This window comes from Shewanella benthica KT99, from assembly GCF_000172075.1.
GTDB lineage: Bacteria > Pseudomonadota > Gammaproteobacteria > Enterobacterales > Shewanellaceae > Shewanella > Shewanella benthica_A.
The window spans coordinates 98441-124843 of sequence record NZ_ABIC01000009.1; the positions used below are offsets into that span (position 1 = coordinate 98441).

General features: G+C 42.7%; 17 protein-coding genes and 9 pseudogenes. 10 read left to right on the plus strand and 16 right to left on the minus strand.

Going from position 1 to position 26403, the window contains the following annotated elements:
• Positions 1-8: 8 nt before the first annotated feature.
• On the minus strand, positions 9-881 hold the full coding sequence (gene rfbA, locus KT99_RS06195; protein WP_005498085.1) for a glucose-1-phosphate thymidylyltransferase RfbA: 873 nt from the start codon (positions 879-881) through the stop codon (positions 9-11).
• A 234-nt stretch (positions 882-1115) separates the two neighbouring features.
• Between rfbA and KT99_RS06200 the strand changes: the two genes are divergently transcribed.
• The gene (locus tag KT99_RS06200) at positions 1116-1562 is read left to right on the plus strand and encodes an REP-associated tyrosine transposase (RefSeq protein ID WP_157752183.1); all 447 of its coding nucleotides are present in this window, start codon (positions 1116-1118) and stop codon (positions 1560-1562) included.
• A gap of 113 nt (positions 1563-1675) precedes the next feature.
• On the opposite strand, the gene KT99_RS06205 is transcribed toward KT99_RS06200, so the two are convergent.
• The 6 genes from KT99_RS06205 to cysD form a co-directional block, all read right to left on the minus strand.
• A complete protein-coding gene (locus KT99_RS06205) occupies positions 1676-2632 on the minus strand; it encodes a DHHA1 domain-containing protein (protein WP_005498089.1) in 957 nt (318 codons plus the stop codon).
• 45 nt (positions 2633-2677) lie between these two features.
• The gene (gene cysC / locus KT99_RS06210) at positions 2678-3352 is read right to left on the minus strand and encodes an adenylyl-sulfate kinase (protein ID WP_040571671.1); all 675 of its coding nucleotides are present in this window, start codon (positions 3350-3352) and stop codon (positions 2678-2680) included.
• A gap of 290 nt (positions 3353-3642) precedes the next feature.
• Complete coding sequence (locus KT99_RS06215) at positions 3643-5373, minus strand: SLC13 family permease (RefSeq protein WP_005498094.1); 1731 nt, start codon at positions 5371-5373, stop codon at positions 3643-3645.
• Between the two features lie 123 nt (positions 5374-5496).
• On the minus strand, positions 5497-6915 hold the full coding sequence (cysN, locus tag KT99_RS06220; RefSeq protein ID WP_005498096.1) for a sulfate adenylyltransferase subunit CysN: 1419 nt from the start codon (positions 6913-6915) through the stop codon (positions 5497-5499).
• A 111-nt stretch (positions 6916-7026) separates the two neighbouring features.
• Complete coding sequence (locus tag KT99_RS06225; protein ID WP_040571660.1) at positions 7027-7365, minus strand: four helix bundle protein; 339 nt, start codon at positions 7363-7365, stop codon at positions 7027-7029.
• Between the two features lie 152 nt (positions 7366-7517).
• On the minus strand, positions 7518-8423 hold the full coding sequence (gene cysD, locus KT99_RS06230) for a sulfate adenylyltransferase subunit CysD (RefSeq protein ID WP_005498100.1): 906 nt from the start codon (positions 8421-8423) through the stop codon (positions 7518-7520).
• A 356-nt stretch (positions 8424-8779) separates the two neighbouring features.
• Here cysD and KT99_RS06235 point away from each other — a divergent pair, with 356 nt between their 5' ends.
• A complete protein-coding gene (locus KT99_RS06235) occupies positions 8780-9475 on the plus strand; it encodes an HI0074 family nucleotidyltransferase substrate-binding subunit (protein WP_005498102.1) in 696 nt (231 codons plus the stop codon).
• Positions 9476-10033: 558 nt separating this feature from the next.
• Here KT99_RS06235 and galU read toward each other — a convergent pair.
• The 3 genes from galU to KT99_RS06250 all read right to left on the minus strand — a co-directional run bounded on the left by galU (position 10034) and on the right by KT99_RS06250 (position 13319).
• The gene (gene galU / locus KT99_RS06240; RefSeq protein WP_005498103.1) at positions 10034-10918 is read right to left on the minus strand and encodes a UTP--glucose-1-phosphate uridylyltransferase GalU; all 885 of its coding nucleotides are present in this window, start codon (positions 10916-10918) and stop codon (positions 10034-10036) included.
• A gap of 75 nt (positions 10919-10993) precedes the next feature.
• Complete coding sequence (wecA, locus tag KT99_RS06245; RefSeq protein WP_005498105.1) at positions 10994-12040, minus strand: UDP-N-acetylglucosamine--undecaprenyl-phosphate N-acetylglucosaminephosphotransferase; 1047 nt, start codon at positions 12038-12040, stop codon at positions 10994-10996.
• 112 nt (positions 12041-12152) lie between these two features.
• Positions 12153-13319: a nucleotide sugar dehydrogenase gene (locus KT99_RS06250; RefSeq protein ID WP_005498107.1), complete on the minus strand. Its 1167-nt coding sequence runs from the start codon at positions 13317-13319 to the stop codon at positions 12153-12155.
• 136 nt (positions 13320-13455) lie between these two features.
• Here KT99_RS06250 and KT99_RS21565 point away from each other — a divergent pair.
• The 4 pseudogenes from KT99_RS21565 to tnpC form a co-directional block, all read left to right on the plus strand.
• A pseudogene (locus tag KT99_RS21565) lies at positions 13456-13859 on the plus strand (DUF6444 domain-containing protein); the annotation flags it as partial.
• 96 nt (positions 13860-13955) lie between these two features.
• Positions 13956-14269, plus strand: a pseudogene (locus KT99_RS06255) (DUF6444 domain-containing protein); the annotation flags it as partial.
• Between the two features lie 101 nt (positions 14270-14370).
• A pseudogene (locus KT99_RS20550) lies at positions 14371-15071 on the plus strand (DUF6444 domain-containing protein); the annotation flags it as partial.
• Between the two features lie 100 nt (positions 15072-15171).
• Positions 15172-16208: pseudogene (tnpC, locus tag KT99_RS20555) on the plus strand (IS66 family transposase); the annotation flags it as partial.
• A gap of 26 nt (positions 16209-16234) precedes the next feature.
• On the opposite strand, the gene KT99_RS06280 reads toward tnpC, so the two are convergent.
• Positions 16235-17670 (minus strand): IS66-like element ISSbe3 family transposase gene (locus KT99_RS06280; protein ID WP_086017578.1). Its coding sequence is split into 2 segments (ribosomal slippage): positions 16235-17478 and positions 17478-17670, totalling 1437 coding nucleotides; the frame shifts between segments, so codons are not numbered across the junction.
• Between the two features lie 94 nt (positions 17671-17764).
• On the opposite strand from KT99_RS06280, the pseudogene KT99_RS06290 reads away from it, so the two are divergent.
• The 4 pseudogenes from KT99_RS06290 to KT99_RS21570 form a co-directional block, all read left to right on the plus strand.
• Positions 17765-18178, plus strand: a pseudogene (locus KT99_RS06290) (IS66 family transposase); the annotation flags it as partial.
• A gap of 27 nt (positions 18179-18205) precedes the next feature.
• Positions 18206-19566: pseudogene (locus tag KT99_RS06295) on the plus strand (IS66-like element ISSbe3 family transposase); the annotation flags it as partial.
• A gap of 26 nt (positions 19567-19592) precedes the next feature.
• Positions 19593-20330: pseudogene (locus tag KT99_RS06300) on the plus strand (IS66-like element ISSbe3 family transposase); the annotation flags it as partial.
• Between the two features lie 27 nt (positions 20331-20357).
• Positions 20358-20833, plus strand: a pseudogene (locus KT99_RS21570) (IS66 family transposase); the annotation flags it as partial.
• 230 nt (positions 20834-21063) lie between these two features.
• On the opposite strand, the gene KT99_RS06305 reads toward KT99_RS21570, so the two are convergent.
• From KT99_RS06305 to KT99_RS20565, 5 genes and pseudogenes are all read right to left on the minus strand, one after another.
• Complete coding sequence (locus KT99_RS06305; RefSeq protein WP_005498132.1) at positions 21064-21801, minus strand: WecB/TagA/CpsF family glycosyltransferase; 738 nt, start codon at positions 21799-21801, stop codon at positions 21064-21066.
• A gap of 5 nt (positions 21802-21806) precedes the next feature.
• Positions 21807-22916, minus strand: a complete 1110-nt coding sequence (locus KT99_RS06310; RefSeq protein WP_005498135.1) for a glycosyltransferase family 4 protein — start codon at positions 22914-22916, stop codon at positions 21807-21809.
• Positions 22903-24156, minus strand: a complete 1254-nt coding sequence (locus tag KT99_RS06315) for an O-antigen ligase family protein (protein WP_005498136.1) — start codon at positions 24154-24156, stop codon at positions 22903-22905. The genes KT99_RS06310 and KT99_RS06315 overlap by 14 nt, the downstream gene beginning before the upstream one ends.
• Positions 24141-24902 (minus strand): glycosyltransferase family 2 protein, encoded by a 762-nt coding sequence (locus KT99_RS06320; RefSeq protein ID WP_005498140.1) that lies wholly within the window; start codon positions 24900-24902, stop codon positions 24141-24143. Before KT99_RS06320 ends, KT99_RS06315 begins: the two co-directional genes overlap by 16 nt.
• A gap of 450 nt (positions 24903-25352) precedes the next feature.
• Positions 25353-26278: pseudogene (locus tag KT99_RS20565) on the minus strand (IS1595 family transposase).
• Positions 26279-26403: the final 125 nt, after the last annotated feature.

The following is a 26403-nucleotide window of genomic DNA, read 5'->3' on the forward strand; positions in this document are numbered from 1 at the left end:
GAGCGGCTTCAGCCGCGAGAAAGCAAACCTAAGAGGTACTCACCATAACCACTATTGAGCAAGGGCTTAGCCAGTTCTCGCAACTGTGCATCATCAATCAAACCTAGACGGTAAGCGACCTCTTCAGGACAGTTAATCTTGAGGCCTTGTCGCTTTTCGATGGCAGAAATAAATTGCGTCGCTTCGGCAAAAGCATCTGGGGTACCAGTATCGAGCCAGGCAGTGCCTCTGCCCAGTATCTTCACATGTAAATCGCCGCAACTTAAATACCTATTAACCAGATCGACAATCTCGAGCTCACCTCGCTCAGAAGGAGAAATTTGTTTAGCAAAATCAGAGGCTAGCTTGTCAAAAAAATACAATCCAGGCATGGCATAGTTAGATTGTGGCTTAACGGGTTTCTCCTCAATCGAGAGTGCACGCCCACAATCATCGAAGTTAATCACGCCATAATCTTGTGGGTTAGACACATGATAAGCAAACACGCTAGCACCGGTTTCAGTAGCACAGGTCTGAGTTAATAACCAAGTTAACGAGTCACCATAAAAGAGGTTATCGCCTAAGATTAAGGCGCTAGGTCCTCCATCGAGAAACTCTTCCGCTATGATAAGGGCCTCAGCAAGCCCATTGGGCTGAGCTTGCTCGGCGTATTGCAGCGATATGCCCCATTGAGTACCGTCCTGCAACAGGGCGCGAAACAGAGGCAAGTCATCGGGCCTACAGATAAGTAGCATCTCTGTTATCCCGGCCTGCATAAGAGTCGAAATAGGGTAGTAGATCATAGGCTTATCATAAACTGGCAGTAACTGTTTACTCACAACCTGAGTCATAGGAAACAACCTGGACCCGGTACCACCAGCTAAAACAATGCCTTTTCTCATATTGGAGTTACATCTCAAAAATTAGCTAAAAACAGGTGATATCTTATCACACTGTAGGAGCGGCTTAGCCGCGATTGATTGCAACCAGCACAGCCTCGAGCCTGAAGACCCTCTTACACAAGCAAACAATTCACCAGCATTCATTGTAGAAGCGTGCTTTAGCCGCGATGTTCTTCTAAAATTAATAAATTGATTGCAATCAAAACAAGGCTAATGATGGAACATGGAAGTCACTTGCGGCTTGGAAGATACAGTAACGAAAATAACATCTACTTCGTGACGACCAATACCCATGAAAGAGAACCCTTGTTTAATGATTTTGGCAGTGCTCGAATAGTCATTAATAATTTGAAATTGTCTGATGACAAAAAAATAACGTCGACAATAGGCTATTGCCTAATGCCAGATCACCTGCATTGGCTGTTCATACTCAATGATGTCACTGATTTAAGTCGTGCTATAGGTTACATGAAAGGCAGGAGTGCCAAGCAGATAAATACTCATCTGCAACAGAATATTAACGTGTGGCAACCAGGATTTTACGATCATTGCTTGAGGCAAGATGAAGAAATAAAGGAAGTGATGAGGTACATAGTTGCTAACCCATTGAGAGCACGTTTAGTAGACAATATTGGCAATTATTCACATTGGGATTGCATATATTTAGCTGAGATTGATTGATGCAAACAAAAGATTCACCGTAGGAGCGGCTTTAGCCGCGAAAGAACACGACATCAAAGCATCGGGGCTGAAGCCCCTCCTACAAAAAAGACCCTCCTACAAAAGATGACGGTTTATGTATAAAACTCTTCTACTGTTTTAATCAATCTATTCAGGTCAGCTTTAGCTAATGCATTGATCCCTGCGGCTGCGGCCCGACCGCCGCCGGTATCAAATTGGCTACAGATATCGCCCGCTCCCTGCTTATTGTTTAATGGTGCCCGTAAAGACACGGTATAACTGCCATCATTATTATCGGTTAACACCCCATGGGCAGAATCGGGATCTTGATTAGCCAAGTCGTTGCCGTATACACCGCTAATGCGTCTCGCCCAGGCACTATCGGGTAATTCAAACACAGATAAATTGGCACTACGATGGCAAGACTCTACGGCCAATGCCTTATCCATGTCTTGTCTATACGCGCTTTTAAGCGGGTAGAAAGGCGAATCGACATCGGCTATCACATCGAAAGGATTAGCATACTTAAGCAAGGCTAGATATAGATCTGCGGGATGAAAATGAAGGTCTTGAGTTTTACTGCCGTAACCATTGTAATTAATCAGGGTACCAAGCTCATTGAGCTGCTCAGCTTGGTCTTTAGATAGACCCGCTTGTTCGGCTAATTTATCGGCCTTAGCGATAAGGTTATCACCGAAAGCTGCCGTGATCGCCCAAAGATGGAATTGCCCCTCTAAAAGCTGATCGATAATCAGCGCAGTACAGGTATTGGCATCTAAATCTATGTGGGCCTGCAAATTTTGATGCTGAGGAATAACACCATATCTGTGATGATCGGCGTAATACACAGTCGCACCGACTTCGAGAGCAGCTTGCAGAGCGTGTCGATTCTTCTCCATCGAGATATCGAGTACCGTCAGGCTATCTCCAGACCTCACGGTCACTTTCTCCAGCAACTGGATGTCACGTTTAACGCCTGTCACCAACTCACTCTCGACAGGGTTCGCCAATCTAAGCTGCAACAAGGCGATGATGCCATCGGCATCACCGTTAAAAATATCGTAATTCATTTACACCCTTTCGATTTAAGCAAAGATTCGGGCCTAAAGACCCTCCTACAACGAGACAGATTTTAAATAACCATGACTTTTAAGGTGATCTATCACCTGCTTGGCACAGGCTTCTACCGACTGCTTCTCAGTCTTGACGTGTACCTCTGGGTTCACCGGCAGCTCATAGGCTGAATCTATGCCGGTGAAGTTCTTAATCTCGCCTGCACGGGCTTTCTGGTATAAACCTTTTGGATCTCTTAGCTCACAGATCTCAATCGGCGTGTCGATAAATACCTCGACAAACTCCCCTGCCTTTAACTGACTTCGAACCTGCTCTCTATCAGCCAGGAATGGTGAGATAAATGCGGTTAAAACCAGTTGACCGGCATCGACAAACAACTTGGACACTTCACCTATACGGCGAATGTTCTCGACTCTGTCTTCATCCGAGAAACCCAAGTCACCATTCAAGCCATGACGAACGTTATCGCCATCTAACAGGTAGGTTTTACAGCCTATGTCATGCAGCATCTTGTCTACCGCATTAGCCAGCGTAGATTTTCCCGAGCCACTTAGGCCGGTAAACCAAAGCACGGCTGGGCGATGGCCATTACTCGCGACTCGCTCTGCATGAGACACACTCGCCTGATGCCAAACGACGTCGGAGGATGACTCGCCTAACGTCTCAACATTCTTATAGGGAGACACATCTGCTATTTTATCTATCTTTACTGTCATCATATATCCAATTTTGATTATCTTGATCATTCTTCTCGGGGCTAAAGCCCCTCCTACACAAAAGATACAACCGACACCACCAGAATGAACAGAGCGTAACGTCCATGTGGCCGAAGGCCATTCCGTAAGCGCAGCGTTCTGTAGTCGCTTGCGACGTTCGTCTTACCTTGTAGGAGCGCGCTTTAGCCGCGAAGGAATAAACCGCGATTGATTTAAACAACCAAAGCCTCGGGCCTAAAGACCCTCCTACATCTAAAGACCCTCCGACACCATCACACAATTCGCCAGCATCACCTAAACGGGAAAAACACAGGTACGGCCACGAGTACTATGACGCCATAAGTCAGGCTCACAGGCAGTCCGACTCTGACAAAATCGATTATTCGATAATGTCCGGCGTTATACACCATCAAGTTCGTCTGATAACCATAGGGGCTGATGAAACTGCCACTCGCCGCAAAAGCCACGGTCATAACGAAAGGTAATATGTCCACACCAAAGCCTAAGGCGATACTGTAAGCGATAGGAAACATTAATGCCGCGGCGGCGTTATTGGTAATCAGCTCAGTCATCAGCCAAGTTGCGACATACACCAATACCAGCGCCAGATAGAGGTGGTCTTTATCCGTGACGCTATTGACCCACTGGGCCACTAAATCGGCGACGCCATTATTAACCAATGCATGTGAAAGTAAGATAGCCGTCGACACAATTAACCAGATATCGACGGGGAAACGCCTCACAACTTCGTTTACGTTGAGGCACTTACTAAAAATAAGCACGCCAAGCAGCAGCAGCATCCCTTGCAGCATCTCTATGACACCCGTGGCAGCAAGTGCGATGGTCAACACAAACCCACCGATCGAGAGCCACGCCTTGGCACCATTGATGCGAATTTCAGGCTCAACACCACTGATAACGATGAAATTTTTACTGATATTTCTGCGAGTCTTAAAATCTTCACCTACGGCTAAGATCAAAAAGTCTCCCGCCTTGATGACGACCTCGCCCAGCTTACCCGAGATCTCCTCCCCGTCACGGCGAATCGCCACCACTGCGGCATCGAACAAGGCCCTAAAGCCAGAGCCTTTCAGTGTCTTACCTATGAGTACACTTTCTTGCTTCAGCACCACTTCGGTTAAGTTTGAGTCCAGTAAGCCATTTTTCTCGGCAAACATCTCTAGGCCGGAGAATTGACTCAACTGCATCATCTTAGTGATATCACCACTGAAGATAAGCCGGTCATTTAGCAGCAAGACTTCTGTCGGTGTTACCGGGCTTATCAAACGTCCATCCCGCACGACTTCGACCAAAAATAGCGATTCAAGATGCCTAAGGCCATTATCTTCGACCGAACGGCCAATTAGCTCGGAGCCCAAGACAACTTTAGCATCAATAAAATAGCCCTTGGAGCAGGTCTCTTTATGTTCTATGTCAGGCAACCAGCGAGAGGCCAGTCTTAATACCAGGCCACAGCCTAATACCAGCAGGATACCTACCGCAGTAAACGAAAAGAAACTGAGTGACTTACCCGTGGCATCGATATAGAGGCTGTTAACGATCAAGTTGGTGGATGTGCCAATTAAGGTGAGCGTTCCCCCTAAGATAGCGGCGTAGGAGAGAGGCAGTAACAACTTGCTGGCGAAGTGATGCGGATTGTTACGAATGGGCGATAGCAAGGTCGCGACCACGGCTGTGTTATTGAGCATGGCCGAGCTTAACGCAGTAATGCCGAAGAGTCGCATCCAGGTAGAATTGTAACTGCTCACAATCACCTTGGAGGCAATCACTCTAAGCAAGCGAGTCTTCTCTAAGGCGAAGGAGCATAAGATCAACAGCACCAGAGTCACCAAACCAGGGTTGGACATGCTCGACAGCAGCTGCTCTTTCGAGACCAAATTAAGTCCGACCAAGGCTAACAGAGCCACACCGAACACCACGGCTGGACGGCTCTGAAAATGAATAAGTCCCGCGATTGTCGCGACAAATATGCCTATGGTTAAATATGCATCTAGAGACATAGGTTCCTATGATTTTTATCTATTGTAGGAGCAAAGATTCACTGTAGGAGCGTGCTTTAGCCGCGATTGATTGCAACACACAAAACCTCGGGCCTAAAGACCCTCCTACATCTGAAGACCCTCCTACAAAGAGATATCCTTGCTGCCCCAATGTGGGAAATGCTTACGAACCAAAGCATTCATCTCTAATTCAAACTCTGAATAGCTATGCTTAGACGACTGGTTGGCAGCGCTGTTGGAAGAAATGGGATTACGGATCATCCCGGCGCCAACGGTCACATTAGTCAGGCGATCGATAATAATAAATGCCCCCGTCGCACGGTTAACATCATAGGCATCAAATTGCACCGGCTCAGTGACGGCAAAATTACAGTTACCTATCTCATTGAGTTCAAGTTGCTGTGCCTCTTGCTTCTCGAGCGTATTAACATCTATCTTGTGATTGATGGCATCGACATAACCATAGACAGACTTGCTACCCACTTTAATGGCATATTCACGATCGACACACAGAGGCTCATCCGTCATCCAAACCACGTCAGCTTCGAAGTTGCTGAGTGAATGTGGCTTATCATGGGGGCGCACTAACATGTCACCACGGCCGACATCAATCTCATCTTCGAGGGTCAAGGTTATCGCCTGCCCCGCTGAGGCCTGGTCAAGATCACCATCGAATGTGACGATTGACTTGATACGCGTCTCTTTATTCGACGGCAAAACCACAACAGTATCGCCAACGCGGATCTCACCCGAAGCTAGGGTTCCACAGAATCCACGAAAATCTAAATTAGGTCGGTTAACGTATTGCACCTGAAAGCGGAATGACTCACTTTTATCTTGTGCAACCGACACGGTATTAAGTAACTTGAGTAGTGTCGAGCCTGGATACCAGATCATCTTGCTACTCTCATTTACCACGTTATCGCCCTTCAAGGCCGAGATAGGCACGAAGCGGACATCAGTGAAGCCTAATTGAGTGGAAAACTCACGATATTCTTGCTTAATATTCTGATAAATGGCCTGATCATAATCCACCGCATCCATCTTATTGATGGCGATGATCACGTGCTTGATGCCTAACAGAGAACAGATAAAGCTGTGACGTTTGGTCTGAACTTGCACGCCGTGACGGGCATCGATCAAGATAATCGCTAAATCACAGTTTGAGGCACCTGTGGCCATATTACGCGTATACTGCTCATGGCCCGGCGTATCGGCAATGATAAACTTGCGTTGCTCGGTAGTGAAGTAACGATAAGCCACATCTATGGTGATACCCTGCTCTCGCTCGGACTGCAATCCATCGACAAGCAGCGCTAAGTCGAATGGCTCGTCGGTGGTATTGAAGCGTTTCGAGTCTTTAACAATCGCCGCCAGCTGATCTTCGAAGATCATCTTGCTATCGAACAACAAGCGCCCGATTAAAGTAGACTTACCATCATCGACACTGCCACAAGTTAGCACTCGCAACATATCTTTGTTTTCGTGGACTTGAAGATACTCTTCAATGTCAGCCGCAATCAAATTCGAACTTGTGGTCATACATACTCCATAGCAAAGACAAAGTTAATCTGATTAAGTTATAAGTGGTAAGTTTTAAGCCATAAGTAAAGAGGCTGACTAAAACTGACTCTGCTTATAAATTGCTCTGCCTTATGTAATTTTGTTTTTCAAACTATTAATCATCGCCGATAACTCTCTAGTCTCAACAAGCCACTCATGGCCTTGTTGCTTAGGGAGATAACCAATATCGATGCCAATGTAAATTTGTGTCCTAGCTTCAGACAGTGAAGATATAGCTATATCTAAGAAACGTTTTTGCTCTTTAATGCTATCTCTGCTCATACCTTCGGCAATATTACTTGGCACCGAAAGGCCTGACCTAGTCAATTGGTCTCTAAAACCAAAATCTTTTAACGATGCTGTTGCTTTGTAAATCTCAGCAGAAAGTCTCGCAGAGCGTTTCCATACGTCTAAATTTTCAAAATTCATCATACATTCCTTGTATTTGACTTAAGACTTGTTCAAGCCTTAACCTCCTCGCTCTTACTTAAAGCTTACGCCTTACAACTTCTTTCTAGCCTTGCTCTCTTCGCTTTACTTAAAACTTAAAACTTACAACTATTTCTAAATCGCGCAGCGATTTAGAAATATCCTTCCATCTTCTTCTTTTCCATAGACCCCGAAGAGTCATTATCTATCACTCGGCCCTGACGCTCTGAGGTAGTACACAGCAGCATCTCTTGAATAATCTCAGGCAAGGTTGTGGCTTGTGACTCCACCGCTCCGGTAAGCGGGTAGCAGCCTAGGGTCCTGAATCGAACCATCTTCTGTTGCACCACTTCCCCTTCTTCAATCGGCATACGTTCATCATCGACCATGATTAGCGTGCCATCACGTTCGACGACGGGGCGAGTTTTCGCCAGGTACAGCGAGGGGATTTCGATACCTTCTAGATAGATGTACTGCCAGATATCGAGCTCGGTCCAGTTAGATAGCGGAAAAACACGAATGCTCTCGCCCTTATCGACTTTACCGTTATAAATATTCCACAGCTCAGGACGCTGATTCTTAGGATCCCATCTGTGCTTACTATCACGGAAAGAATAGATACGCTCTTTAGCACGAGACTTTTCCTCATCGCGGCGAGCACCACCGAACGCGGCATCGAATCCATGCATGTCCAGTGCCTGCTTGAGGCCTTCGGTTTTCATGATGTCAGTATGCTTAGCACTGCCATGGGTGAACGGACCTACTCCCATCTCGATACCACGAGGGTTTTTATGGACTATCAGCTCGAAGCCATGCTTCTTAGCCATCTTGTCCCTAAACTCGATCATCTCCTTGAACTTCCAGTTGGTATCGACATGCATCAAAGGAAATGGGATCTTGCCGGGGTAAAATGCCTTGCGCGCCAGATGCAGTAAGACCGAGGAGTCCTTACCGACAGAGTAAAGCATCACAGGGTTATCAAATTCTGCGGCCACTTCACGCATGATTTGAATCGATTCAGCTTCAAGCTGTTTAAGATGAGTTAGATGTGTAGACATATCGACTTCCGCGTAATCCCTAATCAAAGTTAATTAACAACCACTATCAATTTAGTGTAGATAACCAAAAACTTTTAACTTAAGAAGATAATAGCAGCACAGGAAATGATTAGAAGTTATAAACAGCGTTTATCTATATCAAAATGAAATATGAAGTGCAGAAACGATTTTTGAGGAATGGGTGTAGGAGCGTGCTTTAGCCGCGATTGATTAAACAAGCAAAAGCCTCGGGCCTAAAGACCCTCTTACATCTAAAGACCCTCCTACATCTAAAGCACCCAAGATAACCGCCACAGTCTTTGCTTTCCAAAAGCTTTTCAAATAAAATTGATAGATAATCATTTTGGAACTAAATCATGAACCGTCAGCAAGTTGTCAACCAAGTAAAAGCCATTATTCTCAAACATGTCCAACCTGAGAGAATTTGGGTTTATGGTTCACAAGCTATGGGGACAGCGGAAACAACAAGTGATATCGACATCGCCTTCTATGCTCCGATTGATTATGACAAAATCGAAATTATCAAGGATGAGATTGAGCAGCTAAACACCCTTATAAAAGTAGATGTTGCCAACATTCATAGAAAAGAGGATCGTTTCATCCAGCGTGTAAAAGCGACAGGTAAAGTGATCTTTAGTGCTTCAAAACAACTCAGAGCCGAAGACGCCATCTTTAACTTCGCCAGGGCCCTCAGAAAATTCAATGAAGTTAATGAATATAAACAAGATATTCTCGACAGCAATTTTGAATCAATACTACTGGATGTCATGGTTAAAAGATTTGAGTTTACCTATGAAATGTCATGGAAGGCGATTAAACACACACTAAGTTATACCGGTATCATGACAACCTCGCCGAGAACCAGCTTTAAAGAAGCCTTCCAACAAGGTTGGCTACGAGATGAGGCGATCTGGCTAGATATGATTGAGATGAGAAATATCACCAGCCATGTATATGATCTGAGTCAAACCCAAGAGTTACTAGGAAAAGTTGAATCATACCTTTTCGCTTTTAATGAGCTTTTTGAACAGTTACAACAGCAGATAGACTAATGACTTGTAGGAGCGGCTTTAGCCGCGAGAGAACACATTGTAGGAGCGTGCTTTAGCCGCGATTGATTGAAACAAGCAAAGATTCGGGCCTAAAGACCCTCCTACAGGAAAGAACACATCATAAGCGGCGACAGATAACCGAACACTGGGTTCACGGAACGCTACGCTGACAGTCAAAGAATAAACAAAAAGCCCGCCCTAAATAAATAGAGGCGGGCATCAGTGTTCATGTGGCCGAAGGCCATTGTGTAAGCGTAGCGTTCTGTAGTCGCTTGCGACGTTCGTGATACCTTGTAGGAGCCGCTTTAGCCGCGAAAGAACACAACAACCAAAGCCTCGGGCCTAAAGACCAGGTCGCCGACTGCGTCAGCTTCGAGAGCAGTCGCAAGCTCCTTTCTAGAACGCTCGCAGGCTCACTGCTAGGGCGGCCTCCGGCCTGCTATAAAATCAAAATCCAGAACGATACCCCTATCTCTTGATTGTATAGATTCTAGAAGTCGCGTAGTGACGCTCTAGCAGTGACGAAGTCACGCCCTAGCAGGGCGAAGCCCGACCTTCTTAGCTCTTAATCAACTGCTGCACATTTTTGCGAAACTCAGCCCCAAGTTTTTCATGTCTCAGGCCATACTCTACAAATGCAGTCATGTAGCCAAGCTTATCACCACAATCATGGGACTTACCTGTCATGTGAAATGCTTCTACGCTATCGGATTCAATCAACATATCGATGGCATCCGTCAGTTGGATCTCACCCCCGGCACCTGCCGGTGTTCTTGCCAGCAGATCCCAGATTTTTTCAGATAACACATAACGGCCCACAACGGCGAGGTTTGAAGGTGCCTCATCGAGAGCGGGTTTCTCAACCATCTTAGAGATAGCCGTTGATTCACCGGCGCACAGACCCACACCATCACAATCGGCGATACCATACTTACTGACGTCTTCATCGGGTACTGGTGCAACCATGATCTGACTGACCGAAGTCGCTTTGTAACGAGCAATCATGGCCGCTAAATTTTCACTGGTTTGATTGGCGGTATATTCATCTAAAATCACATCGGGTAAAACCACAGCAAAAGGATGATTACCGATACAAGGCTTAGCACACAAGACAGCATGCCCCAGTCCTTTAGCCTCACCTTGACGCACATGCATTATGGTTACACCTTTAGGGCAAATAGCCTGTACTTCTTCCAGTAACTGTCGCTTCACCCGCTTCTCTAATGTCGACTCCAGCTCATAAGAAGTATCAAAATGGTTCTCGATGGCATTTTTACTGGCATGAGTGACCAGTACAATCTCTTTAACTCCAGCTTTTACGCATTCATCGACGATATATTGAATTAGAGGCTTATCGACTAGGGGCAGCATCTCTTTAGGAATGGCTTTGGTAGCAGGAAGCATACGCGTACCAAGCCCAGCGACAGGAATAACAACTTTCATTTCTATCCTTAAAACAAAAAGCCCCGCAATGCAGGGCAAAAATAAATACTTTGCTGAATCAGATGAGTCTATTAATTAAGACGCTTGCCTGATCCAAGTCAAAATTTTCCATACGTTGCTCAGTGCCCAATTATAAGCGCTGAATAACATCAAAAATCCGGTAAACATAATCCATTCAGGCACATTATAATACTCCCCCATAACCCCTAAGAGAGCAATTAAAGTGGCTAGGATTGATATACGTACTAAAGTTTGCTTTCTGCTATAGCCTGCACGTTCAAAAATATGGTGTAGATGGTCACGATCGGGCTTAAAAGGAGAAGTCCCTTTTTTTACACGTCTGTACATGATTGCAGCCATATCCATTAATGGTATAGCAATAAGATACAAGGCGATAACCGGAGAAAATGCTTGCGTATCAACATTCGTTCCTACCACTAACAACCATACGACCGTTAGCCCTATTAGCATACTGCCAGCATCGCCCATAAATATTTTTTGAAGTTTTTCTGATGGCCAACGCAGATTAAACATGAGATAAGCAAGTAAGGCAGACACGTATAGGACAGACAACATATACCATTCGCTATCAGCTTGATAAAGCAAATATCCTAACGAAGAAAAAGTAACCACGCTTAATGTACCGGCAAGACCATCAATCCCATCAACCATATTGAAGGCATTGATAGAGCCGATGACTGCAATCACAGTAACGAAAACACCAACAAGACCAAGCTGTAAATCAAAAAAGTAAAAAATCTCCCCTAAACTAGTCAAGTAGAGCCCAGCTCCGAATATCATCATAGAAGCGATAATAACTTGTGCTACGATACGAAGCTTTACTGACAAATCATACTTATCATCCAACACACCTAAGAACAGAATTAACGCTGATGATATTAAATATAAGTTGAGTTCTTGACTTTGAGGAATAAAAACCATCGTAGCGAGCAAAATACTTAAGTAGATGGCTAACCCGCCGATAAGTGGGATCTCACCTGTGTGATGTTTTCTTTCATTTGGTGAATCGACCAACCCATATTGCGTAGCTAATGGTTTAAGGAGCTTTATTGCTAGACAAGTCATTATAAACGTAATGACAACGGGATAGATGCTACTCATTTTAAGTCCTTAAAACTAGATCTGTACGTTCAAAATTACAGAATGAAAAAACGCACGCTCAAAATCTTCCGTAATGCGGCGCGATTATAGCAAAGCTTCTTTAAGTGTAAAACTAATCTGAACCAAATAAATCTCTGGTATAAACTTTGTCTACAACATCAGCCAGTACAGTATCCATACGATTTGAAACAATCACATCTGACATTGCTTTAAACTCTGCCAAGTCAGTGATCACCCGTGAATGGAAAAATTCAGCTTCATCCAAAACTGGCTCATACACAACAACCTCAATACCCTTGGCTTTGATCCGTTTCATAATACCTTGAATCGCAGACGCCCGAAAATTATCGGAACCTGTCTTCATAATTAATCGATATATACCAACGACTTTAGGATTTCTATTTAAAATTGAATCAGCAATAAAATCTTTACGAGTTGTATTAGCATCAACAATAGCGCTAATTAACGAGTTAGGAACATCTTTATAGTTCGCTCGCAGCTGCTTGGTGTCTTTAGGTAAGCAATAGCCCCCATAACCAAATGATGGGTTATTGTAATGATTGCCAATACGAGGATCTAATCCGACACCTTCAATGATGTGTTTAGTGTCTAAATCGTGAGTTTCAGCGTAAGTATCTAATTCATTAAAATAAGCGACTCGCATAGCCAAATAGGTATTAGAGAACAATTTAACAGCTTCAGCTTCAGTGGAGTCAGTAAACAAGATATCAATATTTTTCTTAATGGCACCTTGCGCTAACAAATTGGCAAATACTTTGGCGCGCTCAGACTGTTCACCAACAATTATTCTTGATGGATGCAAATTATCATAAAGCGCTTTACCCTCACGTAAAAATTCCGGTGAAAATATTATATTGTCACAGTTTAATTCTCTCTTAATACGCTCAGTAAAACCAACAGGTACAGTTGATTTAATTATCATTACCGCAGCAGGATTAATCTCGATAACATCCTTAATGACAGCTTCAACAGATGATGTGTCGAAGTAGTTATTAATTGGATCGTAATCGGTGGGTGTCGCAATAACGACATATTGAGCATCTGAATATGCTAATTTTTTATCAAGTGTCGCTTTGAGATTAAGCGGCTTGTTAGCTAAAAAGTCTTCTATCTCACTATCAGCTACCGTCGACTGCTTATTGTTAATTAAATTAACACGATCTTCATTGATATCTACTGCAATCACTTCATTGTGCTGTGCTAGTAATACTGCGTTTGATAGGCCAACGTAGCCTGTTCCTGCTATAGCTATTTTCATTAAACTTCCATTATATTTTTATTTATTTTGAATAATAAACAAATTATGATTAAGTAGAATAACACTAATTTTTTAAATGCTTAGAAGTGAGAATCAATATCATATAGTTTAAATCTTCCGTCACTATTTATAAAAAATAGAGCAAGAGCCGCCTTCGATTGATAATATCAGCGAAGCCAACCTGTTTATCCGTGAGCTTTGGCAAAAGCTACGAGAGTATGAAGACAGGTTGATGCTCAGTTCTCGTAACTCATCCAAATCACCCTCCTCTGATTCCCCTGCGGATAAGGCCGAGCGAAAAAAGCTCAAACGCCTCGTAGTGGAAATAAGGTTGGCGCTCAACCTGGACATACGGGGCACAAAAGACCACTAGCGGAACTCGGCGAAAACGATGAGCAAATCGCTTGTTTGCCAGATGCCTGTTGCTCCGATTGTGGTGGTGAAGTGACTGCCAATAAGTCTCCCAGTTATCGTCATCAGGTGTTTGAGCTGCCTGAGCCTAAGCTTGATATCACTGAATATCAGCTATTTCATGGTAACCGTTCACCAGCCCCTTATTGACACGATCAATTGATGATCGATAAGGTTTGGTCATATAGCTATTGAACGATCTCTTTTCCATGTGAAAATGGCGTCATGAAAAAGAAAAAACAATTCGAGCAAGAGCCGCCTTCGATTGATAATATCAGCGAAGCCAACCTGTTTATCCGTGAGCTTTGGCAAAAGCTACGAGAGTATGAAGACAGGTTGATGCTCAGTTCTCGTCACTCATCCAAATCACCCTCCTCTGATTCCCCTGCGGATAAGGCCGAGCGAAAAAAGCTCAAACGCCTCGTAGTGGAAATAAGGTTGGCGCTCAACCTGGACATACGGGGCACAAAAGACCACTAGCGGAACTCGGCGCAACCGATGAGCAAATCGCTTGCTTACCAGATTCATGTTGTTCTGATGTAACCGTTCACCAGCCCCTTATTGACACGATCAATTGATGATCGATAAGGTTTGGTCATATAGCTATTGAACGATCTCTTTTCCATGTGAAAATGGCTTCATGAAAAAGAAAAAACAATTCGAGCAAGAGCCGCCTTCGATTGATAATATCAGCGAAGCCAACCTGTTTATCCGTGAGCTTTGGCAAAAGCTACGAGAGTATGAAGACAGGTTGATGCTCAGTTCTCGTCACTCATCCAAATCACCCTCCTCTGATTCCCCTGCGGATAAGGCCGAGCGAAAAAAGCTCAAACGCCTCGTAGTGGAAATAAGGTTGGCGCTCAACCTGGACATACGGGGCATAAAAGACCATTAGCGGAACTCAGCGCAACCGATGAGCAAGTCGCTTGCTTACCCGATTCATGTTGTTCTGATTGTGGTGGCGAAGTGACTGCCAATAAGTCTCCCAGTTATCGTCATCAGGTGTTTGAGCTGCCTGAGCCTAAGCTTGATATCACTGAATATCAGCTATTTCATGGGCGTTGCAAGCAATGCAACACGGTGAGTAAAGGAGCCTTGCCTGAAGAGGCTCCCGATGGTCAGATGGGGCCACGATTGCTCAGTTACGTGGCTGTGCTCAGTGGCTTGTATCACCTGAGCGTACGTAAAATTCAACGTTTACTGCAAGACCAATACGGGACTCATTTCTCTATCGGTCTGATTTCTGAAGCGCAAGGGCGAGTCAGTAGTATGCTGACGCCGACACACCAAGCTCTGCATCAACACATAAAAAAAGCGTCATTAGTGCATGTTGACGAGACGTAACCGTTCACCAGCCCCTTATTGACACGATCAATTGATGATCAATAAGGTTTGGTCATATCGCTATTGAACGATCTCTTTGCCGTGTCAAAATAGCTTCATGAAAAAGAAAAAACAATTCGCAACAGAGCCGCCTACGGTTGCTGAACTCGGTGAAAAAAAAGCAAACTTACTCATTCAAGAACTGTGGGAAAAGTTACGTGAATATGAAGACCGCCTAGCATTGAGCTCTAGAAACTCATCCAAATCACCATCCTCTGACTCCCCTGCGGATAAGGCCGAGCGAAAAAAGCTCAAACGCCTCGTAGTGGAAATAAGGTTGGCGCTCAACCTGGACATACGGGGCATAAAAGACCATTAGCAAAGCTTACAGAGACTGACGAGAGAATTGCTTGTTTGCCAGATAGTTGCTGCGCTGATTGTGGCGGTAAAGTTGTGGCTAACTCGTCGCCAAGTTATCGCCATCAGGTGTTTGAATTACCTAAACCTACACTTGATATCACCGAATACCAGTTATTTCACGGGCGTTGTCAGCAGTGCAACACAGTGAGTAAAGGAGCCTTGCCTGAAGAGGCTCCCGATGGTCAGATGGGGCCACGATTGCTCAGTTACGTGGCTGTGCTCAGTGGCTTGTATCACCTGAGCGTACGTAAAATTCAACGTTTACTGCAAGACCAATACGGGACTCATTTCTCTACCGGTCTGATTTCTGAAGCGCAAGGGCGAGTCAGTAGTATGCTGACGCCGACACACCAAGCTCTGCATCAACACATAAAAAAAGCGTCATTAGTGCATGTTGACGAGACGACGCACAATCGTAATGGTGAAGAGCATACCCGCTGGGTCTGGTTGTTATCGAGTGAGGATGCCGTATTCCAACAGGTGAAATATTTTCGTAATAAGGATGCAGCCAAATCGATATTAGGCGAGCATACCCAAGCGATTGTCGTGAGTGACCAATGTCCCAGCTACAACTGGATTGAGCCCGAACGGCATCAATTTTGCCTTGCCCATGTGCAGCGTAATTTACAACAAATGGCCGATTATTCAGGTAAGGGGCTTACCGCGAGTATCGGCAATCGACTGGTATTGCTATTCAAGTCCGTATTTCGCACTCAACATAGATATGAAGCCGGTGTAAGCATTCACCAGAGGGGGATTGACTAAGCTGAGGTTAGTCCAAATACGTCTGGGTAGTCGCATTTACCCACCACGCCCGCAATGATAGTGCTGATCACTGTTATCGGGGATAACTTGCGCTTCTTGCACGTTTCAACGACTGAGAGGATCCGAGATCGAAACTTCTCACCCCTATCTGAACTGGTGCCATAGCAGATCTTGCGCATGATCACGCTGCCACGCAAACAACGCTCGGCTTCGTTATTGGTCAAAGGTGTCCCTGGGTGATTGAGAAAAACCCATAAACCTTGCTCATATTTGAGAATATGCCGGCATCGGCCTGAGTAGCGTGAAGCGGGCACATTTTCCCCGCACTCAAGCCAGCGCTTAATATTGCGCCTTAGTCGTTGCATTCGCCGACGCCACATTATTTCGTCAACGTCACCGGCTTCATATCTATGTTGAGTGCGAAATACGGACTTGAATAGCAATACCAGTCGATTGCCGATACTCGCGGTAAGCCCCTTACCTGAATAATCGGCCATTTGTTGTAAATTACGCTGCACATGGGCAAGGCAAAATTGATGCCGTTCGGGCTCAATCCAGTTGTAGCTGGGACATTGGTCACTCACGACAATCGCTTGGGTATGCTCGCCTAATATCGATTTGGCTGCATCCTTATTACGAAAATATTTCACCTGTTGGAATACGGCATCCTCACTCGATAACAACCAGACCCAGCGGGTATGCTCTTCACCATTACGATTGTGCGTCGTCTCGTCAACATGCACTAATGACGCTTTTTTTATGTGTTGATGCAGAGCTTGGTGTGTCGGCGTCAGCATACTACTGACTCGCCCTTGCGCTTCAGAAATCAGACCGATAGAGAAATGAGTCCCGTATTGGTCTTGCAGTAAACGTTGAATTTTACGTACGCTCAGGTGATACAAGCCACTGAGCACAGCCACGTAACTGAGCAATCGTGGCCCCATCTGACCATCGGGAGCCTCTTCAGGCAAGGCTCCTTTGCTCACGGTGTTGCACTGCTGACAACGCCCGTGAAATAACTGGTATTCAGTTATATCAAGTGCAGGTTTAGGTAATTCAAATACCTGATGACGATAGCTTGGAGTCGGGTTGGCAATGACCTCGCCACCACAATCAGAACAACATGAATCGGGTAAGCAAGCGACTTGCTCATCGGTTGCGCTGAGTTCCGCTAATGGTCTTTTATGCCCCGTATGTCCAGGTTGAGCGCCAACCTTATTTCCACTACGAGGCGTTTGAGCTTTTTTCGCTCAGCCTTATCCGCAGGGGAGTCAGAGGATGGTGATTTGGATGAGTTTCTAGAGCTCAATGCTAGGCGGTCTTCATATTCACGTAACTTTTCCCACAGTTCTTGAATGAGTAAGTTTGCTTTTTTTTCACCGAGTTCAGCAACCGTAGGCGGCTCTGTTGCGAATTGTTTTTTCTTTTTCATGAAGCTATTTTGACACGGCAAAGAGATCGTTCAATAGCGATATGACCAAACCTTATTGATCATCAATTGATCGTGTCAATAAGGGGCTGGTGAACGGTTACAAGCCGGTGACGTTGACGAAATAATGTGGCGTCGGCGAATGCAACGACTAAGGCGCAATATTAAGCGCTGGCTTGAGTGCGGGGAAAATGTGCCCGCTTCACGCTACTCAGGCCGATGCCGACATATTCTCAAATATGAGCAAGGTTTATGGGTTTTTCTCAATCACCCAGGGACACCTTTGACCAATAACGAAGCCGAGCGTTGTTTGCGTGGCAGCGTGATCATGCGCAAGATCTGCTATGGCACCAGTTCAGATAGGGGTGAGAAGTTTCGATCTCGGATCCTCTCAGTCGTTGAAACGTGCAAGAAGCGCAAGTTATCCCCGATAACAGTGATCAGCACTATCATTGCGGGCGTGGTGGGTAAATGCGACTACCCAGACGTATTTGGACTAACCTCAGCTTAGTCAATCCCCCTCTGGTGAATGCTTACCATTCAAGAACTGTGGGAAAAGTTACGTGAATATGAAGATCGCCTAGCATTGAGCTCTAGAAACTCATCCAAATCACCATCCTCTGACTCCCCTGCGGATAAGGCTGAGCGAAAAAAGCTCAAACGCCTCGTAGTGGAAATAAGGTTGGCGCTCAACCTGGACATACGGGGCATAAAAGACCATTAGCGGAACTCAGCGCAACCGATGAGCAAGTCGCTTGCTTACCCGATTCATGTTGTTCTGATTGTGGTGGCGAGGTCATTGCCAACCCGACTCCAAGCTATCGTCATCAGGTATTTGAATTACCTAAACCTGCACTTGATATCACTGAATACCAGTTATTTCACGGGCGTTGTCAGCAGTGCAACACAGTGAGTAAAGGAGCCTTGCCTGAAGAGGCTCCCGATGGTCAGATGGGGCCACGATTGCTCAGTTACGTGGCTGTGCTCAGTGGCTTGTATCACCTGAGCGTACGTAAAATTCAACGTTTACTGCAAGACCAATACGGGACTCATTTCTCTACCGGTCTGATTTCTGAAGCGCAAGGGCGAGTCAGTAGTATGCTGACGCCGACACACCAAGCTCTGCATCAACACATAAAAAAAGCGTCATTAGTGCATGTTGACGAGACGACGCACAATCGTAATGGTGAAGAGCATACCCGCTGGGTCTGGTTGTTATCGAGTGAGGATGCCGTATTCCAACAGGTGAAATATTTTCGTAATAAGGATGCAGCCAAATCGATATTAGGCGAGCATACCCAAGCGATTGTCGTGAGTGACCAATGTCCCAGCTACAACTGGATTGAGCCCGAACGGCATCAATTTTGCCTTGCCCATGTGCAGCGTAATTTACAACAAATGGCCGATTATTCAGGTAAGGGGCTTACCGCGAGTATCGGCAATCGACTGGTATTGCTATTCAAGTCCGTATTTCGCACTCAACATAGATATGAAGCCGGTGACGTTGACGAAATAATGTGGCGTCGGCGAATGCAACGACTAAGGCGCAATATTAAGCGCTGGCTTGAGTGCGGGGAAAATGTGCCCGCTTCACGCTACTCAGGCCGATGCCGACATATTCTCAAATATGAGCAAGGTTTATGGGTTTTTCTCAATCACCCAGGGACACCTTTGACCAATAACGAAGCCGAGCGTTGTTTGCGTGGCAGCGTGATCATGCGCAAGATCTGCTATGGCACCAGTTCAGATAGGGGTGAGAAGTTTCGATCTCGGATCCTCTCAGTCGTTGAAACGTGCAAGAAGCGCAAGTTATCCCCGATAACAGTGATCAGCACTATCATTGCGGGCGTGGTGGGTAAATGCGACTACCCAGACGTATTTGGACTAACCTCAGCTTAGTCAATCCCCCTCTGGTGAATGCTTACGACGAGACGACGCACAATCGTAATGGTGAAGAGCATACCCGCTGGGTCTGGTTGTTATCGAGTGAGGATGCCGTATTCCAACAGGTGAAATATTTTCGTAATAAGGATGCAGCCAAATCGATATTAGGCGAGCATACCCAAGTGATTGTCGTGAGTGACCAATGTCCCAGCTACAACTGGATTGAGCCCGAACGGCATCAATTTTGCCTTGCCCATGTGCAGCGTAATTTACAACAAATGGCCGATTATTCAGGTAAGGGGCTTACCGCGAGTATCGGCAATCGACTGGTATTGCTATTCAAGTCCGTATTTCGCACTCAACATAGATATGAAGCCGGTGACGTTGACGAAATAATGTGGCGTCGGCGAATGCAACGACTAAGGCGCAATATTAAGCGCTGGCTTGAGTGCGGGGAAAATGTGCCCGCTTCACGCTACTCAGGCCGATGCCGGCATATTCTCAAATATGAGCAAGGTTTATGGGTTTTTCTCAATCACCCAGGGACACCTTTGACCAATAACGAAGCCGAGCGTTGTTTGCGTGGCAGCGTGATCATGCGCAAGATCTGCTATGGCACCAGTTCAGATAGGGGTGAGAAGTTTCGATCTCGGATCCTCTCAGTCGTTGAAACGTGCAAGAAGCGCAAGTTATCCCCGATAACAGTGATCAGCACTATCATTGCGGGCGTGGTGGGTAAATGCGACTACCCAGACGTATTTGGACTAACCTCAGCTTAGTCAATCCCCCTCTGGTGAATGCTTACAGGAAAAGGCCTCACTGCGAATATTGGTAACCGACTGGTATTGCTCTTCAAGTCCGTATTTCGCATCCAACATAGATATGAATCCGGTGAAATTGACGAAACCATTTGGCGTCGGCGAATGCAACGATTACAGCGTCGCATCAATATTTGGCTTGAACGCGGCAAAAATGTGCCCGCTTCACGCTATGCTGGCATATTCTCAAATATGAGCAAGGCTTATGGGTCTTTCTCAATCACCCAGGCACTCCCCTGACCAATAACGAAGCAGAGCGCTGCATACGTGGTAGCGTGATCATGCGTAAGATTTGCTATGGCACCCGTTCAGATCGAGGGGAGAAGTTCCGTTCTCGGCTCCTATCAGTGGTTGAAACATGCAAAAAACGGCAGTTATCACCAATCACAGTGATAAGTAAGATCGTTACAGCCGTTGTAGGCAACAGTGAATACCCAGACGTGTTTGACCTAGTGTCAGCTTAGTCAACTCCCTTCTGGTGAACGCTTACGATCAATCGACGACTTACACTAAGCAACGTTGATATCTCAGTGCGGGATTTTCCGCTATTAAATAATTCAGCCGCCATATACCGAAGTTTGAGGCTCGCATTGTTGGTATATGGAAATGAGGGATTAAATTTATTCGACAAAATTGAAATACTTTAAATTATTTTTGATACTTATATTAGATCACAATTTTAATGCGATTGGTATTAGTTGTTTTTATAGCCAAATTTAAACAGCAGCATGTCAAATAAAAATATAGGAGTTGAAATGAAATTTCTGCGCCATAATCGTTTAGGCTCTTTTAACAACCGAGGTAACCACTCTAAATGTATTTTTATCCAAAACTCTGACGGTCTATCGACTGTGCCTGCATAAAAGTCAAAAACGGCTCCAATTGAAGATGCCACCTTAAAATTTAACTTGTCTTTATATAGAAAAAGCCATTTCTCTTGTTTGGGTGCTGTCATACCAATAAACAAAACATCAGGATTAAACGAATTTATTTTATTAATAATTAATTCGTTATCTTCAGAAGAAAAATCAGGTTTGAAAGGTGGCGAATATGACTCTACTTTAACATTAGGAAATTCAACTGAAATTTTTTCTTGAATTTTGACTAAAGTACTAGGCGCTGCCCCCATATAAAAGACTGTACCGCTTTTTTTATTTAACTCTACGAGTAAATAATGATGTAAGTCTGCGCCCGCGGTTTTTTTTATATTTTCATTATGAATTTTTTTGGCTGCGAGTACAATACCACTACCGTCAGCAATAAGGATATCTGAAGATAACAGAGCCTCTTTGAATAGCTTATCTGACTTTGCTGTAACGTATGAATGAGGGTTAATGGTGTTAACGATTTTATTACGAGAATTCTCTAAGTTGATAACTGATATTTCATCCTTTAAAATCTCATAACCCATTATATTTATTGTTTTATGCATTATAACTATTTTAAAACCTCAATCAGGTTAATTTCAAATTGCTCTAAACTAAAGTTATTTAGATAGCGCTGTCGACAATAAAGAGCAGTTTCTTTATTAAGTAAGTTATGCTCTGCTTGCTCTAAAGCTTCTGATAGCTTATCAGTATCGTCGATAATGACACCGCAACTTTCATCTAGGATAAAAGGAATAGAGCCTTCATCAGTGGCAATAACAGGTACACCATAGGAAAGAGCTTCAATAACAACCAATCCAAATGATTCAAATCTATAGCGTGTAGGGAAAATTAATAAACTTGCCTGTTGTAATAGCTCTGCTTTCTCCGAGCCATTCACAAAACCATGAAAAGTGACATTTTCAGAAAGATTGTTATTTTCAATAAAATTAAAAAATAATTTTTCATCTTCCTTAGTTTGCCACCCTCCTGCAAAATGATACTGAATTGACTTATCGTTCTTTTTTTTTGCTAACTCTAATACATGATAATACCCTTTCGATTTTATCATGTTAGATAAATATAAAAGATTCAACTTTCGAGGTTTATTAAATTTTGACTCTAACATCAAATCAATTTCATTATCATCAGAAATGCTATCTACACCATTCGGTAAATATAGTACTTTATGGAATGAATTGACCTTCTCAAAATCGCCCCTTAACATCGGAGTCAACAGGATCAGATTCACTTTTTTTAGAAATATATTTGTCAACTTTAAGTTTCTATCGCAAACAGTAACAAATTCATCAACCCCTTTGGTATGATAATGATAATATACATCAACAGTTGTAAATAATTGATACAACTTCCAAAGAGAGGACAATAAGAGGTCACGATAAAATGCGATACCACGCACTGATGCCGTAAAATATATTTTATCAGGTCTAAACGTTATTAACGCAAAAAAAATCTTAAAATATAACTCAACAATATAATAGATTTTTTTTATACTTATTTTTCCAATATCAGCAATGGTGTTAGATGATTTGATTGTGATGTACTTACAATCAAAATTAGATTTTAGCTTATCGCTTGATGCTATAAAATCACCTACTTGAGCAGCCCCGTGCATAGGTGGAGAGCGATGGAGTATACATAATAGCTTAGTTTTTTTCATATACAACTCTTGTTTTTTGTTTACTCAAATAAGATATTAGAACAAATACCAATGCTAACGCTGCAGCGCTTTGTCCATTAAAAATGACATGTCCAGCAACTGCAGAGTTTATAAATATAAAAATAACGAAAGGAAAAACTCTTTTTATTTTCAATGAGTTATACGCTAATGCAATATAGAAAACACAATAAGATATAATTCCATGCAAACCATACATAAATAAAACATCAAAAAAGTCAGCTTCTAATATATCATAAACAGGTGCTGTGTTGATAGTTTGGTAAGAAAGGAAACCCCCTCCTCCAATTAAAAATCGAAATATATTATCTTCTACATTTAATAATAAGAAAGCTTCTATGATATCTCTAACCCTTGACCCCATTAAACTAGGAAGTATCTCTGGGTTCCCTATAACTCTTGATATCACAGTTGAAAACTGTTTGAGATCTATTGAAGAAAAATCTACAAAGAATATAAATAAAATAAAAACACTCAAAGTACAGGTTAAAAACAACTTAAAATTAAATAAATAAAATGCAATTATAAAATAAATAATTGAAACTTTAGTACCGATGAATAAAAGGGAACTCACAATAAATACAAAAATAAAAACATTCCTAAAACTAGGTTGGATAAAACGTTCATTCAATAAAATAGAATGGAGCACGGTTAAAGTACCAAGTGTAAAACCCAATGCGTTTGCGCCTGTAAAAAAACCAGTCGTTCCTAAGTCAGTACTTTGACCGTATGATGAAAAACCAATACCACCGAAAAAACTTACATAGAGCATTAATGAAATTAACAGTTCATAAAGAATCATTATATTAATTAGTGATTTCAAACCATTTCGACCATTTTCCTTAATAAAATGTGTCATTAAAAAGATTAAAAGAACTAAATAAACGACTTTTATACCTTGAGATACCCCTACTATGATTCCGATAGCATTCTGATGAAAAATACCTGATAAAACCTCTGTAATAATAAAGAACATGACAAGTAATAATGTATAATATTTTTTGTCTTTTTTTAATAATAAGAACATTAAGGCAATGAGCATCGTCCGCCATAGCTGACCTAAGCTGCCTACTCCACCTTCTTCTTGTATCCCTAAACTTTTTAAGACTCCCATACTAATATCTACAAAAAAACTGCCGATAAAGATCAAAATAAGCAATAAATAATATTTATTACTTAACAGATTATTCTTTACAAATGTCACCTTTATTTGACTAGCCAAAGGTACAGCTTCCTTTTTAATACAAGGTATTTATAAATCAATAAACCAATAACACTTGTCAAGCCAACAATATTGACTAAAAAAAGCTGTTGCTGCTTGTACATAGTATAAATTTGCTCTTCACTTACCCCACCAAGACTGTAGGTACAGACTTCAAAAGGTAAATAAAGAAAGCTATTACTGCCATTGTTAATTAACTCTTCATAAATACCAACCTCATCTGCAATAATTGAAAACTTAGGGTTATATTTTTTTATTGAACTTACCTTATAAAAAATACTTTGGTGACACAGAGGCATTTGATAATAAAAAGACTGTTTTTTTAGATGCTTAGGAGGGATAACTAATTTATTGAATTGTAATATCCTAGTATTACCATACACAATATTTACTTCTGAGCTTATATCTGTAAGTGATTCCATAGTACTAAGGTATCCTGAACTTGGTAAATCCCCAACATTCATGAAATTAACCCACTGACCTGTGGCCAGTTCTATGCCTTTATTCATCGCATCATAAATGCCGTTATCGGGCTCACTAATCCATTTAAAGTAAACCCCTTTCTGTTTAGCAACTTGTTCATAATGTTTAATAATCTCAACTGAATTATCAGATGAACCTCCATCAATAATTATATATTCAATATTATTATAATCCTGGTTAATTATTGACTCGATAGTTTCAGGTAATTCCGAAGCGACATTGTAACAAACTGTCACTATCGAAATTAAAGGGTTTGTTTGCATTACTTCTCACTTATTTCATTTAGGTGTATAAAATTTGACATATAAATTTTAAAGATCAATATCTCCTAAATATAGCTTTGAAAGGAATGTTACTTTAATTTAGTCGTAAAAAAATGGGTTACACTAAGCCAACATAGTATTTAACAACATAATAAAAAGTTTATATGATAAAAACAAACACCTTCAGTGTTTAACCTTTTTACATTAAAATATATTCTTATTAAGAAAAACACGAGATATTTTATTGATAATTCTAATTATAAACGGTTTTCTAAGACTTTTGTAAAAGACCTTAATACGAGAATAAGCTAATTTATTTTACTTAAACTCGCCATCAAAATACAGACGTTTATGTCAGACGACCCCTATAAACTTGAATATATCCATCAACAGGTACCACGATAGATCAACATGCTAAGAATGCACTTTAAAATTGATGTGATTTTTTGGCTATGTTCCATAATATTGTTGTCCCCCATACGCGGCTTTCAATATCTGCAGATTATCTAGTTTTGCGTTACTTTCCTTAAACCAAGCCAGATAATGTGACAAATACTTTGTGGCAACCCCCTTCATTTGCCCATTAACCCAACTCTTAAAGTGAGCGATTGCACCATTTACAGTCTGGATATGGTAAATCTTATCTATCACTCTTACTTTATTATTTATCAATCGCTTATGATCGCAGTTCTTTTGCTTTGCTATCGCTACATATGCCCAAGAGCCATCACTGCAAAGTACCGAATCTGCTGCAATGTTTTTAGACAAATTAGCCGCTATTTCTGCAGTCGTATCAGCAGATAAAATAGGGGTGATCATGTGTTTACTGCGATCTATGGATAATAGGATAGCGATCTGGCCTTCTTTAGTTCGTTTATCAATATCGCCGCCTCTCTTTCTTGCTTTTTGGGGTGTTGTTATTCTTTTTGAACCTTTTTCAGAGTATGCAAGAAAGAATTCATCGACTTCAATAATGCCTGATAGCTTGTCATCATTTTTCCCTGCTTGAGCGGTAAGAAATCTATGCCGCCATAAAAATGCAGTCTTCAAGTTAATGCCGCATACAGAGGCCGCCTCTCTCAGTGTTAACTTGAGCTGCATACAGCGAGTATAGTCAGCCCAAAGGTGGCATTTATGTAGCCTAGCTAACGGTGTCTTTGTATTGCTCCAGCCTTCCCCCATTTTTTGAACTGAGGAGAGTGGCAATGTGGGCACTGGGATAACGCATCGAAAAGTGGTTGAATGAGCTCATCGGTGGGGATCTTAGCGTTTAATGCCTGAATTGACTGGTGAACGACTTCTCTTTGAGCCGGTGTCATCGATAAAAATGTTTTTGTTATCTGGTTAAGCTTACTCACAAATAATTTTGTTTTCATTTTCTTTAACCTCAATCAATTACGCTCAATGATAAGGGTAGACAACATTTCGCTACAACAGCGCCGATTTTTTCAGGTCTATTTATCTATAAATGTATTCTATAAAGTAGCTTCCTAAACCTTAT

What these genes read in the sequence shown, in the direction of transcription:
- KT99_RS06320 (WP_005498140.1), bottom strand. Translation starts at nt 24,902, where the DNA reads ATGCAAACAAACCCTTTAATTTCGATAGTGACAGTTTGTTACAATGTC.
- KT99_RS06305 (WP_005498132.1), bottom strand. Translation starts at nt 21,801, where the DNA reads ATGCATAAAACAATAAATATAATGGGTTATGAGATTTTAAAGGATGAA.
- cysN (WP_005498096.1), bottom strand. Translation starts at nt 6,915, where the DNA reads ATGACCACAAGTTCGAATTTGATTGCGGCTGACATTGAAGAGTATCTT.
- galU (WP_005498103.1), bottom strand. Translation starts at nt 10,918, where the DNA reads ATGAAAGTTGTTATTCCTGTCGCTGGGCTTGGTACGCGTATGCTTCCT.
- KT99_RS06215 (WP_005498094.1), bottom strand. Translation starts at nt 5,373, where the DNA reads ATGTCTCTAGATGCATATTTAACCATAGGCATATTTGTCGCGACAATC.
- wecA (WP_005498105.1), bottom strand. Translation starts at nt 12,040, where the DNA reads ATGAGTAGCATCTATCCCGTTGTCATTACGTTTATAATGACTTGTCTA.
- rfbA (WP_005498085.1), bottom strand. Translation starts at nt 881, where the DNA reads ATGAGAAAAGGCATTGTTTTAGCTGGTGGTACCGGGTCCAGGTTGTTT.
- KT99_RS06310 (WP_005498135.1), bottom strand. Translation starts at nt 22,916, where the DNA reads ATGAAAAAAACTAAGCTATTATGTATACTCCATCGCTCTCCACCTATG.
- KT99_RS06225 (WP_040571660.1), bottom strand. Translation starts at nt 7,365, where the DNA reads ATGAATTTTGAAAATTTAGACGTATGGAAACGCTCTGCGAGACTTTCT.
- cysD (WP_005498100.1), bottom strand. Translation starts at nt 8,423, where the DNA reads ATGTCTACACATCTAACTCATCTTAAACAGCTTGAAGCTGAATCGATT.
- KT99_RS06235 (WP_005498102.1), top strand. Translation starts at nt 8,780, where the DNA reads ATGAACCGTCAGCAAGTTGTCAACCAAGTAAAAGCCATTATTCTCAAA.
- KT99_RS06250 (WP_005498107.1), bottom strand. Translation starts at nt 13,319, where the DNA reads ATGAAAATAGCTATAGCAGGAACAGGCTACGTTGGCCTATCAAACGCA.
- cysC (WP_040571671.1), bottom strand. Translation starts at nt 3,352, where the DNA reads ATGACAGTAAAGATAGATAAAATAGCAGATGTGTCTCCCTATAAGAAT.
- KT99_RS06205 (WP_005498089.1), bottom strand. Translation starts at nt 2,632, where the DNA reads ATGAATTACGATATTTTTAACGGTGATGCCGATGGCATCATCGCCTTG.